Annotated in this window: 11 protein-coding genes; 1 reads left to right on the top strand and 10 read right to left on the bottom strand. The window is 72.1% G+C overall.

Features of this window, described 5'->3' with window-relative positions; all coding sequences use genetic code 11:
• Positions 1–31: 31 nt before the first annotated feature.
• The 10 genes from HNQ01_RS17245 to HNQ01_RS17200 form a co-directional block, all read right to left on the bottom strand.
• On the bottom strand, positions 32–1,039 hold the full coding sequence (locus tag HNQ01_RS17245; RefSeq protein ID WP_217427593.1) for a galactose-1-epimerase: 1,008 nt from the start codon (positions 1,037–1,039) through the stop codon (positions 32–34).
• A complete protein-coding gene (gene galK / locus HNQ01_RS17240) occupies positions 1,036–2,226 on the bottom strand; it encodes a galactokinase (RefSeq protein WP_286180925.1) in 1,191 nt (396 codons plus the stop codon). The genes HNQ01_RS17245 and galK overlap by 4 nt, the downstream gene beginning before the upstream one ends.
• On the bottom strand, positions 2,223–3,287 hold the full coding sequence (locus tag HNQ01_RS17235) for a UDP-glucose--hexose-1-phosphate uridylyltransferase (protein ID WP_173806660.1): 1,065 nt from the start codon (positions 3,285–3,287) through the stop codon (positions 2,223–2,225). The genes galK and HNQ01_RS17235 overlap by 4 nt, the downstream gene beginning before the upstream one ends.
• Positions 3,288–3,291: 4 nt before the next feature.
• Complete coding sequence (locus HNQ01_RS17230; protein WP_173806659.1) at positions 3,292–5,451, bottom strand: alpha-galactosidase; 2,160 nt, start codon at positions 5,449–5,451, stop codon at positions 3,292–3,294.
• A 10-nt stretch (positions 5,452–5,461) separates the two neighbouring features.
• Positions 5,462–6,313, bottom strand: a complete 852-nt coding sequence (locus HNQ01_RS17225; protein WP_173806658.1) for a carbohydrate ABC transporter permease — start codon at positions 6,311–6,313, stop codon at positions 5,462–5,464.
• Complete coding sequence (locus tag HNQ01_RS17220; RefSeq protein ID WP_217427592.1) at positions 6,313–7,221, bottom strand: carbohydrate ABC transporter permease; 909 nt, start codon at positions 7,219–7,221, stop codon at positions 6,313–6,315. Before HNQ01_RS17220 ends, HNQ01_RS17225 begins: the two co-directional genes overlap by 1 nt.
• Positions 7,222–7,272: 51 nt before the next feature.
• A complete protein-coding gene (locus HNQ01_RS17215; protein WP_173806656.1) occupies positions 7,273–8,508 on the bottom strand; it encodes an ABC transporter substrate-binding protein in 1,236 nt (411 codons plus the stop codon).
• Positions 8,509–8,652: 144 nt separating this feature from the next.
• Positions 8,653–10,659, bottom strand: a complete 2,007-nt coding sequence (locus tag HNQ01_RS17210) for a beta-galactosidase (RefSeq protein WP_173806655.1) — start codon at positions 10,657–10,659, stop codon at positions 8,653–8,655.
• A gap of 2 nt (positions 10,660–10,661) precedes the next feature.
• Positions 10,662–11,819: an ABC transporter ATP-binding protein gene (locus HNQ01_RS17205; RefSeq protein ID WP_173806654.1), complete on the bottom strand. Its 1,158-nt coding sequence runs from the start codon at positions 11,817–11,819 to the stop codon at positions 10,662–10,664.
• 65 nt (positions 11,820–11,884) lie between these two features.
• Complete coding sequence (locus tag HNQ01_RS17200) at positions 11,885–12,931, bottom strand: LacI family DNA-binding transcriptional regulator (RefSeq protein WP_173806727.1); 1,047 nt, start codon at positions 12,929–12,931, stop codon at positions 11,885–11,887.
• A gap of 181 nt (positions 12,932–13,112) precedes the next feature.
• Between HNQ01_RS17200 and HNQ01_RS17195 the strand changes: the two genes are divergently transcribed.
• Positions 13,113–13,544 carry a hypothetical protein gene (locus tag HNQ01_RS17195; RefSeq protein WP_173806653.1) on the top strand — a complete coding sequence of 144 codons (432 nt, stop codon included), beginning with the start codon at positions 13,113–13,115 and terminating at the stop codon, positions 13,542–13,544.
• Positions 13,545–13,556: the final 12 nt, after the last annotated feature.

Genomic DNA, 13,556 nt, shown 5'->3' with positions numbered 1-13,556 from the left:
GATCTCCGTGCCGGACCGGTGTTGATCGCGCTCAATGTCCCGCAGTGGAGAAGCGGTACTCGATCCAGTCGTGGCGCGGCACGCCCGGGCGCAGCCAGGCGTCGGGCTGGCCGGTGTCGTCGCGCCCCAGGCTGTCGGGCAGCCAGCCGGGCTCGAGCGCCAGGCCGGCGCAGGGCGGCACCAGCGCGCGGCCGTCGTAGAACTGCAGCGCCGGCATCGAGGTGGCGACCGTCATCGCCAGCCGGCCGTCGGCCGAGACCAGCCGCGCAGCCTCCTGCGCGTGGCCGGAGGCCAGCCGCCAGCCGTGGTCGTAGCCGCCGGCCGCAGCCAGGGCCGGATGGGCCGCGAACGCACGGGCGTCGGCGGGGCGCCACTGGCGAAAGTCCATCGGATCGTCGGCGCGGATCTCGCCGTCCAGCGCCACCGGCGGGCCGGTCGGGATCAGCGCGGCGTCCACCGGCATCCAGGCGTCGGCGTGCAGGCGCAGGCGCTGCGCCCGCGCGTCGCCGGGGGCGCCGACGCCATCGAGGTTGAAATAGGCGTGATTCGTCATCGCCAGCGGCGTGGGCGCGTCGGCGCAGGCCTCGAAGTCGATGCGCAGCCGCCGTCCCGGGTGCAGGCGGTAGTGCACCCGCACTTCGATCGCGCCGGGAAAGCCCTGGTCGCCGTCGGGCGAATGCAGCGCGAAGACGACCTGGTCCGCGGCCTGCTGCTCGATGCGCCAGAGCCTGTGGCTCCAGCCGTCCGGCCCGCCGTGGAGCTGGTGGGCGGAGCCGGCCGGGTGCGGCACCAGCGGCCAGACGTGGCCATCGCGGCGCAGCACCGCGCCGGCGATGCGGTTGGCCCAGCGCCCGACGGTGGCGCCGGCGTAGCAGGCCAGGCGCTGCGGGTCCTCGGGGTCCGAGCCGCCGGCGAGCACCTCGCGCGGGCCGGTCTTGCCCTCGACCGGCACCCGGCACGACAGCCAGGACGCGCCCCGCGGGCTCAGCGTGATCTCCAGGCCGTCGGGGCCGTGCAGGGACATGAGGGGTGATTTCATTGCAGGACTCCGCTGCCGTCGGCGGCATGGCTGATCCAGATCGTCGGCGGCTCGCCCTCGGGCGAGCGGTAGCCGGCCTCGATCGCGGCGCGCACCGCCGCCACCTGCGCGTCCGGCAGCACCGCGACGATGCAGCCGCCGAAGCCGCCGCCGGTCATGCGTGCGCCGCCCCGCGGCCCGATCGCCGCCTGCGCGATCTCGACCAGGCGGTCGATGGCCGGATGGGTGATCTCGAAGTCGTCGCGCATCGAGTCGTGCGAGGCGGCCATCAGCGTGCCCAGGCGCTTCAGGTCGCCGGCCTGCAGCGCCTGGGCCGCGGCCAGCGTGCGCGCGTTCTCGGTGACGATGTGGCGGGCGCGGCGGAAGACGAGCGGATCGAGCCCGGCGGCGTCCTGCATCAGCCGCGTCTCGTCGACGTCGCGCAGCGCCGGCACGCGGTAGTGCGCGGCCGCGGCCTCGCACTGCTGGCGCCGGGTGTTGTACTCGCTGTCGACCAGGCCGCGGCGCACCCGCGAGTGCACGATCATCACCGCCACGCCCGCGGGCATCGGCACCGCGCGGCGCTGCGTCAGATGGCGGCAGTCGATCAGCAGCGCGTGGCCGGCCTGGCCGCAGGCGGAGATCATCTGGTCCATGATGCCGCAGTTGACGCCGACGAAGCGGTTCTCGGCGCGCTGCGCCAGCACCGCCAGATCGACCGCCGACAGCAGCGCATCGTCCAGGCCGCCGAGCTGGCGCCAGACCTGGCCGACCGCCACCTCCAGCGCCGCCGAGGACGACAGGCCGGCGCCCTGCGGCACGTTGCCGGCGATCGCCAGATCGGCGCCCTGCAGCCGCAGGCCGCGCGCGGCCAGGTGCTCGCGCAGCATGCGCACCGTGCCGCGCACATAGTCGCTCCACTGCTGCGTGGGGTGGTGCGCGATGTCGCCGTCGAGGTCGATCTCGTCGGTCTCGCCGTGCAGGTCGGCGGCGACGACCCGCAGCCGCCGGTCCGGGCGCCGCCGCACCGCGATGACGGTGCGGTAGTCGATCGCGCAGGGCAGAACGAAGCCGTCGTTGTAGTCGGTGTGCTCGCCGATCAGGTTGACGCGGCCCGGGGCCTGGACGTGGAAGTCGGGCGTCTGATCGAAGGCCTGGCGCATCGCGTCGTCGCAGCGGCGCGCCAGGAGGTCGCGGGTGGCGCTCATGGGGGTGGGCATCGGTAGTGGACGTCGCTGACCGCGCGCAGCTGCGCGGCGGCCTGCTCGGGGGTGAGGTCGCGCTGCGCCTCGGCCAGCATCTCGAAGCCGACCATGAACTTGCGCACCGTGGCCGAGCGCAGCAGCGGGGGATAGAAATGCGCGTGCAGCTGCCAGTGCAGGCCGGCCGTGCCGTCGAAGGGCGCGCCGTGCCAGCCCATCGAGTAGGGAAAGCTGCACCGGAACAGGTTGTCGTAGCGGCTGGTGAGCCGGCGCAGCGCCTCGGCCAGGTCGTCGCGCTGCGCGGGCGTGAGCTGGGGCAGGCGCTGCACCGCGAAGCGCGGCAGCAGCAGCGTCTCGAACGGCCAGGTCGCCCACCACGGCACCACCGCCAGCCAGTGCGCGGTCTGCACCACCACGCGCTCGCCGGTGGCGGCCTCGCGCTCGGCATACGCCAGCAGCAGCGACCGGCCGTGTGCGGCGAGGTGCTCGCGCTGGTGGCGGTCCTCGGTGGCGGCCTCGTTGGGCAGGTGGTCGCAGGCCCAGATCTGGCCGTGCGGATGCGGCTGCGAGCAGCCCATGATCGCGCCCTTGTTCTCGAAGACCTGCACCCACGGATGGCGCGCGCCGAGCTCCTCGCTCTGCGCCGCCCAGGTGTCGATCACGCCGCGGATCGCCGGCAGCGGCAGCTCCGGCAGCGTGCGCGAGTGGTCGGGCGAGAAGCAGATGACACGGCTGGTGCCGCGTGCGGCCTCGGCCTGGAACAGCGGGTCGAGGCGGGTCTGCGGCGCTGCGGCCGGCACCTCGGGCATCAGCGCCGCGTGGTCGTTGGTGAAGACGAAGGTGCCGGTGTAGGGCGGATTGACGTCGCCGCTGACCCGGGTGTTGCCCGCGCACAGATAGCAGTGCGGATCATGCGCGGGCTGCACCGTGTCGTCGGCCGCCTCCTGGCGGCCCTGCCACGGGCGCTTCGCCCGGTGCGGCGAGACCAGCACCCACTGGCCGGTCAGCGGATTGCGGCGGCGGTGGCTGTGCTCGGCCGGATCGAAGCGGGGCGGGGAGAGATCCATCGGCTCAGACACGCTCGATCCTCGCGATGAAGGCGGTCTCGGCCGGGGCGCGCAGCATCGGCAGGCCGACCTCGGCCAGCCAGGCGCCGGCCAGGGTCACGCCCTCGGCGCTGTCCTGCGCATCGAAGAAGGGCGCGGTGTGGTGGCGGCCCTCGCGCCGCGGCGCGCCGGCCGGGCGCAGCTCGCGCACCCGGTAGCGGGCGGCCGCGTTCAGCATCGGCAGGCGCAGCGCCGGCGGCTGGCGGTGGTCGCTCGGGCGGGTGCGCAGCACGATCAGCACGCCGTCGGCGGTGTCCGCGTCGGCATGGAACTGCCAGTGCAGGCCGTCGCCGGCCTCGCCGCGCCAGACCCGGCCGTGGTGCAGCCGGTCGCGCAGCTGCTGGTGCAGCGCGATCCAGCCGCGCAGCTCGTCGGCGTCCTCGGGCGAGAGCTGCCGCGGGTCCAGCTCGACCCCGAAGTGGCCGGCGAGCGCCACCGCCGCGCGGAAGGCCATCGCCTGCGTGCGCCCGGTGGTGTGCGCCGGCGCCGTGCCGACATGCGCGCCCATGATCTCCGGCGGGAAGAACTGCAGGAAGCCGCGCTGCATCTCGACCCGCGAGAGCGCGTCGATGCAGTCGCTGGTCCACACGCGGTGCGCATGGCGCAGCACGCCGAAGTCGATGCGTCCGCCGCCGCCCGAGCAGCTCTCGATCTCCACCTCGGGGAAGGCCGCGCGCAGCCGCGCCATCAGCGCATAGGCCGCCAGCACCTGCGCGCGGTAGCCGGCGCGTCCGTCACCCAGGCCGGCCGGCGCCAGGTCGCGGTTCAGGTCCCATTTCAGGTAGCGGATCGGGTGCGCGGCCAGGAGCGCGGCGATCTTCTCGAACAGGTAGTCGCTCGCCTCGGGACGCGCGATGTCGAGCACCAGCTGGTTGCGCGCGGTCAGCAGCGGCCGCCCGGCGATCTGCAGCGCCCAGTCGGGATGGGCGCGGAACAGTTCGCTGTCCGGGCTGACCATCTCCGGCTCCACCCATAGGCCGAACTCCATGCCCAGCGCGTTGACGTGCGCGATCAGCCCGCCCAGGCCGTCGGGAAACTTGGTCGCATCGGGCCACCAGTCGCCGAGCGCGGCGCGGTCATGGTGGCGGCCGTGGAACCAGCCGTCGTCGAGCACGAAGCGCTCGATGCCCAGCGCGGCGGCCGCGGTGGCCATCTCCTTCACCGGGCCCGGATGCACGTCGAAGTAGACGCCCTCCCAGGTGTTGAGGTGCACCGGGCGCGGGCGCATCGCGCCGCCCGGCCAGTCCAGGCGTCGGCGCAGCTCGGCATGGAAGTTGGCCGCCAGGCCGTCGAGGCCCTGGTCGGAGCAGCTGGCCACCAGCTCCGGCGTCGTGAGCGACTCGCCCGGCGCCAGCCGGCCCTCGCCCGGCGCCAGCCATTCGCCGAACTGCCACTGGTACTGGCCGTCGTGCAGCCACTCGATCGTCTGCTGGTGGTTGCCCGACCAGGCCAGGTGCGCGCCGAAGACCCGTCCGGTCTGCGCGGTGGCGCCCGGCGTGGTGACCACCGCGCCGGGAAAGCAGTCGTGGCTGGTGCGGCCGCGCCGGCTCTCCTTGCGCCACAGGCTGCGGGTCAGCGGGTCGGTCTGCGGCAGGAACTCGTGCACATGCTGGCCGGCGAAGGAGCGCACCGCGTCGCAGCGGCCGGGCAGCGGCAGCGTGCCGGCAGCCAGCCACTGCAGGTCGAGCGCGGTATCGCCATCGTTGTGCAGCGTCGAGCGCAGCACCAGCACGTCGCTGTCGGCGTCCAGCGCGATCGACAGGTCCAGGCGCAGCCGCGCCACCGCGTCGGTCAGGTGCAGCGTCAGCGCGCGCCCCGGCGCGGTCCACTCGACCGTGCAGCCGGTCCAGCCCTGCGCGAAGTCGCGGCCCTCGCGGTGCGCCAGCAGCGCGCTCTGGCCGAACCAGCCGGTGCCGAAGACCGGCGCCACCGTGAGCGGCAGGTCCTGGTCGAGCGCGAAGGTCGGCAGCGCGCGGGTGTCGCGCAGCGCAGCGCCCGGGTCGATCCCGTCGGGCAGGCGCGCGCCCCAGTGGCGCCACAGCGGCGCCTCGCCGGGCGCCAGTTCCAGCACGAGGCTGCTGCGCCGGCCGTGCAGGGTGATGAATTCAGGAGACGGCGTCGTCACGGCTCGGCCCTCAGCCCTTGGTCGCGCCGAGCGTCAGGCCGGCGATGAACTGCTTCTGCATCAGGAAGAAGATCGCCACCGGCGGCAGCGCGGCGATGATCGATCCGGCCGACACCAGATGCCACTGCGCCACCCACTGGCCGTTGAGCGACTTCAGCCCGCCGGTGACCGGCATCGCGTGATCGCCCTGGATCAGCACGGTGGCCCAGAAATAGTCGTTCCAGATGAAGGTGAAGATCAGCACCGACAGCGCCGCCAGCGCCGGGCGCACCAGCGGCAGCACGACCTTCCAGAAGATCTGCCACTCGCTGGCGCCCTCGATGCGAGCCGCCTCGATCAGCTCGTGGGGCAGGTCGCGGATGAAGTTGCGCATGAAGAAGGTGCAGAAGCCGGTCTGGAAGGCGATGTGGAACAGCACCAGCGCGCCGATCGAGTCGTACAGGCCCAGGCGCAGGCTCAGGTCGCGCACCGGCACCATCAGGATCTGGAACGGAATGAAGTTGCCGCCGACGAAGAGGAAGAACACCGCCAGGTTGGCCTTGAAGCGGTAGACGCCCAGCGCGAAGCCCGCCAGGCAGCTCAGCGCGATGGCGCCCGCCACCGTCGGGATCGCCACCAGCAGGCTGTTGAGGATGTAGCGCGCGATCGGGGTGTCGCGGAACACCGCGGTGTAGTTCTCCAGCAGCTGCCATTCGGTCGGCAGGCCCCAGTAGTTGCCGGCGGCCATGTCGCCGGCGCCGCGGATGGAGGTCGTCGCCACCGCCAGGATGGGCAGCAGCCACACGACCAGCGCCAGCGGCAGGCCGGCCTTGTAGAGCCCGCGCGTCAGCGGCGAGCAGCGTTCGATCGGGGTCGGGAACATCAGGCCAGGTCCTTCTCTTGCTGGTAGATGCGCCACAGCACGAAGGTGATGTAGACGAGCATGATCGAGAACAGCACGGTGGCGATCGCGGTGCCGTAGCCCATGCGGTAGCCGTATTCGCTCAGCGCCTGCTCGTACATGTAGAAGGCGAGCACCCGCGAGGAGCCGTAGGGGCCGCCGGAGGTCATGATCGAGACCATGTCGAAGCTGCGCAGCGAGCCGATGATGGTCACCACCACCGCGATGAAGGTGGCCGGGCGCAGCTGCGGCAGCACCACATGCCAGAGCATCGACCAGCCCTTGGCGCCCTCCAGGCGCGCGGCCTCGATCAGGTCAGGGCGCACGCTGTTCAACCCGGTGAGGTAGAGGATCATGCAGTAGGCGATCTGCGGGTAGAGCGCCGCGGCGATGATCCCGTAGTTCACCAGCCGCTCGTCGGACAGCACCGCCACGTCCGGCAGGCCGACCCACGCCAGCAGCTGCGGCAGCAGCCCGGTGGTCGGGTTGTAGAACCAGGTGAAGACCAGGCCGATGACGACCTGCGAGATCACGAAGGGAAAGAAGAACATCGACTTGACCAGCCGGATGCCGCTCACCGTCTGGTTCAGGAACAGCGCCAGGCCCAGCCCGACCGGCACCGACAGCAGGAAGAACACCAGCCACAGCAGGTTGTTCTTCAGCGCGACGCGGAAGTCCGGGTCGCCCGCCAGCTCGATGTAGTTGGCCAGGCCGACGAACTTCGCCTCGCCCAGCCCGTCCCAGTCGTACAGGCTGATCGCGATCGACTCGAAGATCGGCGCGATCACGTAGAGGCCGAACATCAGCAGCGCCGGCATCAGGAAGAGCCAGGGGGCGAGCTGGCGCTGGTGGCGGCGCCACCAGGACAGGCGAGGGGGCGGGGCGGTCATCGGACGGGACGCAAGGGCGGACATCGGAGGCGGGCGGGCGGCGGGGCTGACTTACTTGTAGACGCGCTGGCGCACCTGCTCGAGGCGCTCCAGCACCTCCTTGCGCGACTCCGGCTTGACCATGTAGCGCTGGAAGCCCTCCATGCCGGCCTTGGCCATCTCGGCGGGCGCGTCGCGGTCGTAGAACTGGCCCAGCGCGTGCGCGTTCGACAGCATCGTGAAGCCGTCCTTCAGGTAGGTGTCGCTCGGGCGGGTGGCGTCCTTGTTGACCGGCAGCTGGCCGAGGATGGCGTTGACCTCGGTCTGCACCTTGGCGCTGGCGGCGTAGGCGAGGAAGCGGCGCGCGTCCTCCTTGTTCTTCGCCTTGGCGGGAATGTGGATGGTGTCGGTCGGCGCGTCCTCGGCCATCGGCACGTTGCCGATCTTCGGGAACTGCATGAAGCCGAGCTGCGCCTCGCTCAGGCCGCCTTTCTTGAACGGATCGACCGCGAAGTTGCCCATCAGATACATCGCCGCCTCGCCCTTGACGAAGGCCGGCACCGCGTCCTGCCAGTCATAGCTGGCGTGGTTGGCCAGGAAGTAGCCCGGCTTGGTCAGCTCGTCCCAGCGGTCGAAGACGGCCTGCACCCGCGCATCGGTGTAGGGCACCTTGCCGGCGGTGAGGTCCATGTGGAACTCGTAGCCGTTGACGCGCATGTTCAGGTAGTCGAACCAGCCCCCCGTCGGCCACAGCGCCTTGGTGCCGATCGCGAAGGGCGTGACGCCCGCGGCCTTGAGCCTGGCGCTGGCGGCCAGCAGCTCCTTCCAGTCCTTCGGCACCGCGATGTTGTTCTTCGCGAAGATGTCCTTGCGGTAGTAGATGCCCCACTGGTAGTAGGTGTAGGGCACGCCCCACTGCTTGCCGCCGATCGTCATCGACGAGACGGCGGACTTCAGCTTGTCGTTCAGGCCTTCCTTGGCCCAGACGTCGGAGACATCCTCGAACAGGCCGGCGTTGACGAACGGCGCCATCCGGTTGCCGGCGTACCAGGTCACGATGTCGGGCGGGTTGGCCGACAGGAAGTTGCGGATCGAGGTCTTGAAGCCTTCATGGTCGAAGGTGTTGATCTTGACCGTCACGTCCGGGTTGGCGGCCATGAAGCCCTTGGCCATCGCCTCCCAGGCGGCCTTCGGCGCCGGGTCGGAGGCATCGGTGTTGATGACGAGCGTGCCGGCCTGCGCAGCGCAGGCGGCCGCGGCCCAGGCCAGAACGGCCAGCTTCATCGTCGTCTTCTGGATCGTCTTCATCGCTTGTCTCCTGTCGTGTCGTCGTGTCGTCGTGTCGTCGTGTCGTCGTGTCGAACGGGTGTCGGACGTCGTTGTCGGTCGGTGAGGTGAGAGAACAGTGAGAGAAAAGGGCGCGGGCCGTGCGGCGGGACAAGCCGTCTCGTCTCAGGTGCGCCAGATCGCCAGCCCCCGGGGGGGCAGGGGCCGCTGCCCCAGCAGGGGTGCCGCGGTCGGGAGCGCCGGCGCATCGAGGCACCGGTCCGAGAAGTTGAAGGCCAGCAGCAGGTCGCCCGCGCGGCTCAGGCGCAGGCCTTCGGGCAGCGCCTGTGCGGCGAGTCCGGCGTCGGCGGCCGCGCCGGTGAACACCGTCTGCCAGCCGTCCGTGTCCAGCCAGCCGGCGACGCAGCGCACCGGGCCGCGGCGGGTCAGGGCGGGGCGGCCGTCGGCGAAGGCGGCCAGCACCTCGGTGCCTTCGGCGAGCGCCAGGTCCTCGCGCCAGCGGGTGATCGGCACGGTCTGCCCGCCGATGACGACCGGCTCGGCGCAGCCGGGCGGCAGCGAGGCCACCCGCCGCACCTGCACGCCGGCCAGCACGCTCAGCGACCCCGGCGGCAGGCCGTGGCCTGTGGGCGAGTCGCCTGCAGGGAAGGACAGATGCTCCGACTTCGAGCCCGCGCGCGGGCCCAGCACGATCTGCGCGCCGCGCGCCGCGGCCGCCTCCAGCGAGGCCTGCAGCGCCGTGCCGATCTGCGGCTGCGCCGCCAGCACGATCAGCCGGTAGCCGGAGAGATCGGCATCGGCCGGCACCAGGTCCACGTCCAGCCCCAGGCGGCGCAGGCCCTCGTAGGCGCGGAACTGCAGCTCCAGCGGGTTGAAGTCGGCGCCCTGCGGCTGGATCTGCAGCGTCCAGATCGCGGCGTAGTCGAACACCATCGCCACCGGCGCCTGAACCGCCAGCCGCACCGGACCAGCCTCGTCGAGCGTGAGCGCGGCCAGCTCGGCGCCGACCTGCGCGGCCTCGATCGCGCCCTGGTCCTCGCTGGCGTCGGGGCGCAGCAGGCCGGTGTGCATCTGCTCCTGCGCGAAGGGCGCCTGGCGCCAGCGGAAGTAGCTCACCACCTCGGCGCCGTGCGCGAAGGCCTGCCAGCTCCACAGCCGCACCATGCCGTCCTCGGGCGCCGGGTTCCAGTGCGCCCAGTTGACCGGGCCGGGCTGCTGCTCCATCACCCACCAGCGGCCCTGGCCCTGCGCGTCGCGGCACAGGCCGCGGTAGAGGTCGTGGTGGAAGCCGGGAATGTCGGGGTGGCCGGTGCGGGCCCAGCGCGTCTTCTCCTCGGCCGAGAGGAAGAACATCTGCGTGAAGCCCAGCGGATAGCTGTCCCAGGTGGCGATGTCGAGGTCGGCGGCCACCTCGTGGTGGTCGAACTCGGTGAAGAAGCCCATGAAGTTGTGCGACACCGGCCGCCCGGGCGAGTGCTCGCGCAGGATCTCGACCTGCTCGCGGTTGAAGGCGCGCACCTCGCTGGAGGCGAAGCGGCGCCAGTCGAGCCGGTGCGCCGGATGCGCCTCGGTGACGGTCAGCGCCGGCAGGTCGATCTCGTCGAACGAGCGGTAGACCTGGCTCCAGAAGACCGTGCCCCAGGCCGCGTTGAGCGCGTCGATCGTGAGGTAGCGCTCGGCCAGCCAGCGCCGGAAGCCCTGCCGTGCGGCGTCGGACAGGCTCAGCACCGTGTCGTGGCAGCCGTATTCGTTGTCGGTCTGCCAGGCCACGACCGCCGGGTGGCGGCCGTAGCGCTCGGCCACCGCGCGGCTGATGCGGCGCGACTCGGCGCGGTAGCCCGCGTGCGAGAAGCAGTAGTGGCGCCGCGAGCCGAAGCCGCGCGGGCGGCCCTGCAGGTCGACGGCGACCATGTCGGGCATGCGGTCGTGCAGCCACTTCGGCGGCGTCGCGGTGGGCGTGCACATCACCACGCCCAGGCCAGCGGCGTGCAGCGTCTCGACCGCCTCGTCCAGCCAGGCCCAGTCGAAGCGGCCCGGCTCGGGCTCGATGCGGCTCCAGGCGAATTCGGCGATGCGCACCACGCGGATGCCCATCGCGTGCATGCGCCGCGCGTCCTCGGCCCACATCGAGCGCGGCCAGTGTTCGGGGTAGTAGCAGACGCCGAGCTTCATGATCAGGCAGCCTCCGGCAGACGCACGTCGGCGGCCTCGACCGTGCGCGGCAGCGCCAGGCCCTGCTCGTCGAAGAGGTGGATCGCCTCGGCCGGCAGGCTGACCGCCAGCCGGGTGCCGGCGCGGGCGTGCGCCTGGCCCGGCGCCCGGGCGACGAAGGTCTCGGCGCCGCCTCCGGCCTCCAGGTAGAAGTAGGTCGCCTCGCCCAGGCGTTCCTGCCACTGCATCGGCCGCACGATCGGCTGCTCGTCGCCGCCGAGCCGGGCATGTTCCGGGCGGATGCCCAGCGTGACCGGCGCCCCGGGCTGCAGCCGGCGTGCGTCGACCGCGGCCCGGAGCAGCTCGCCGGCGCCGCCGTCCAGGCGCACGGTCGCCTGCGCGGGGCCGGCCTCAACCAGCCGGCCGCGCAGGAAGTTCATCTTCGGCGAGCCGATGAAGCCGGCGACGAAGAGATTGCGCGGGCGGTGGTAGAGCTCCAGCGGGCTGCCGCACTGCGCCACCGAGCCTTCGCGCGCCACCGCCTCGCCGCTGTTGAGCAGCAGGATGCGGTCGGCCAGCGTCATCGCCTCGACCTGGTCATGGGTGACGTAGACGGTGCAGGCCTGGCCGAAGTCGCGGTGCAGCTTGGCGATCTCGAAGCGGGTCTGCACCCGCAGCGCCGCGTCCAGGTTGGAGAGCGGCTCGTCGAACAGGAACACGCCGGGCTCGCGCACGATCGCGCGGCCGATGGCCACCCGCTGGCGCTGGCCGCCCGAGAGCGCCTTGGGCTTGCGCTCGAGCAGGTGCTCGAGCTGCAGCACCTTGGCCGCGGCCGTCACCTTCTCGCGGATCACCGCCTTGTCCACCTTGGCCAGCCCCAGGCCGAAGGCCATGTTCTCGTACACGCTCATGTGCGGGAACAGCGCGTAGGACTGGAACACCATCGCCACGCCGCGCTGCGCCGGCGCCACCTCGTTCATGCGCTGGCCGCCGATGCGCAGCTCGCCGCCGGTGATGTCCTCCAGCCCCGCGATCATGCGCAGCAGCGTCGACTTGCCGCAGCCCGACGGCCCGACGAAGACGCAGAACTCGCCCTGCGCGATGTGCAGGTTCACGTCCCGGATGACGGGGGCGTGGTCGCCGTAGGCCTTGAAGACGGATGAAAGTTCGATGCTCGCCATGAGGCGGCATTCTGCTGCCAATATTATTAGCAATAATCAGTGGAAACCCGGGAGTCCGGTGCGCCTCAGCGCGGCCGCACCGTCTGACGCGCCACCAGCGGGCAGTCGATCTTGATCAGGTGGCGGCGCGCGGCGCGCTGCGTCTGCGGCAGGTCGGCCGCCGCCAGCAGCGCCTCGACCGCGGCGCGGCCCATCTCGTAGTTGGGCAGCACCATCGTCGTCAGCGGCGGATGGGTGTGGCGCGAGATCTCCTGGTCGTCGTAGCCCATCAGCGAGACGTCCTCGGGCACCTTCAGGCCGAGCTGGGCCAGCGCCTCCATCGCGCCCAGCGCCATCAGGTCGTTGGCGCAGAAGAGGGCGGTGGGCGGGCGCGCCTCGCGCATCAGCGACAGCGTCGCCTCGAAGCCGGTGCCCGACATCCAGTCGCCGTCGCGCACCAGCGCCGGGTCGAAGGGCAGGTCGGCGGTGGCCAGCGCGCGGCGGTAGCCCTTGAGGCGGTCCTTGGCGGCCTCCATCCACGGCTCGCCGTTGATGAAGCCGATGCGGGTGTGGCCCATCGCGATCAGGTGCTCGGTGGCCGCATGGCCGCCGCCCACCTCGCCGGGCACGATGGTGGGCAGGCGGTGGCGCTCGTCGTGGCAGTTCAGCAGCACCACCGGCAGCCCGCCGGCGTCGGTCAGCGCCGCCGGCAGCGTCACCTCGCGGGTGAAGATGGTCGAGTAGACGATGCCCAGCAGCATCGGGTTGGCGCGCAGCGCCGCGATCGCCGCGGCCTCCTGGTCGGCGTTGCTGCGGGTGACGATGACGCTGACCAGGCAGTCGTGCTCCCAGGCGGCGTCGCGCGCGCCGTCGACGCTGACCACCGGATGCGGGCTGGTCGAGATCTCGTCGACCAGGTAGCCGATCAGGCTGCGCCGCGGCGCCGGGTCCGGACTGGCCGGGGCCGGCAGCAGGGCCGGCGCCTCGCGCCGCGGCAGCCGGTAGCCCAGCTCCATCGCCACGCCGAGCACGCGGCTGCGCGTCTCGGCCGACAGCCGCGCGCCCGTCATGTTGTTGAGCACCATCGACACGGTGGACTGGGACACGCCGGCGGCCTTGGCCACATCGGTCATGGTGGGGCGGCGCACGGGCATCGGGGCAGGCTTGCGGGAGGTCACGGCAGTTCGGTGGAAAGATCGACGGGCAGGCCGCGATGGTAGCGAGGCGGCCGCTCGCCCCGCCACCGGGATCATGCCGGGTGATGATTTGCTAATAATTGGTGATAACCCGGCCTCGGCTATGCTGGCGGGCATGATGGCCTTCGATTCCACCCCCCGGACCGTCCTCTGGTACCTGAGCCTGGCCGGCAGCGAGATCGCCGCGGCCCGCATCGAGGGCGAGGCCGGGCCCGAGCCCGGCGCGCTGGTGCTGCGGCTGTCGGCCGCGGCGGTGCGGCGTGCGGCCGACGGCGTGGCCGGCTATCTGTGGCCGGTCGAGATGCGGCTGGCGCAGGCGCGCTGCGAGGGCGGCGGACCGGACGTGTTCTTCGGCGGCGTCCGCGCCGCCCGGGTGCTGCAGGCCGGTCGGGTGCTCGATGCGCTGCCGCTGCCCGGCCGCCTGGACGGCGCGCTCGTGCTGGAGCTGCAGCTGATCCACGGCACCGCGCTGCGCATCGAGGCCGACGCGCTGACGCTGGGCCTGGCGCCCGACGCCGAGGCGGTCTTCCGCGAATCCTGCGACTGCTGACGCTGCGGGCAC

Source organism: Sphaerotilus uruguayifluvii (assembly GCF_013294065.1).
GTDB classification, from domain to species: Bacteria; Pseudomonadota; Gammaproteobacteria; order Burkholderiales; family Burkholderiaceae_C; genus Sphaerotilus; species Sphaerotilus uruguayifluvii.
This window is presented reverse-complemented; position numbering and strand designations above follow the sequence as displayed.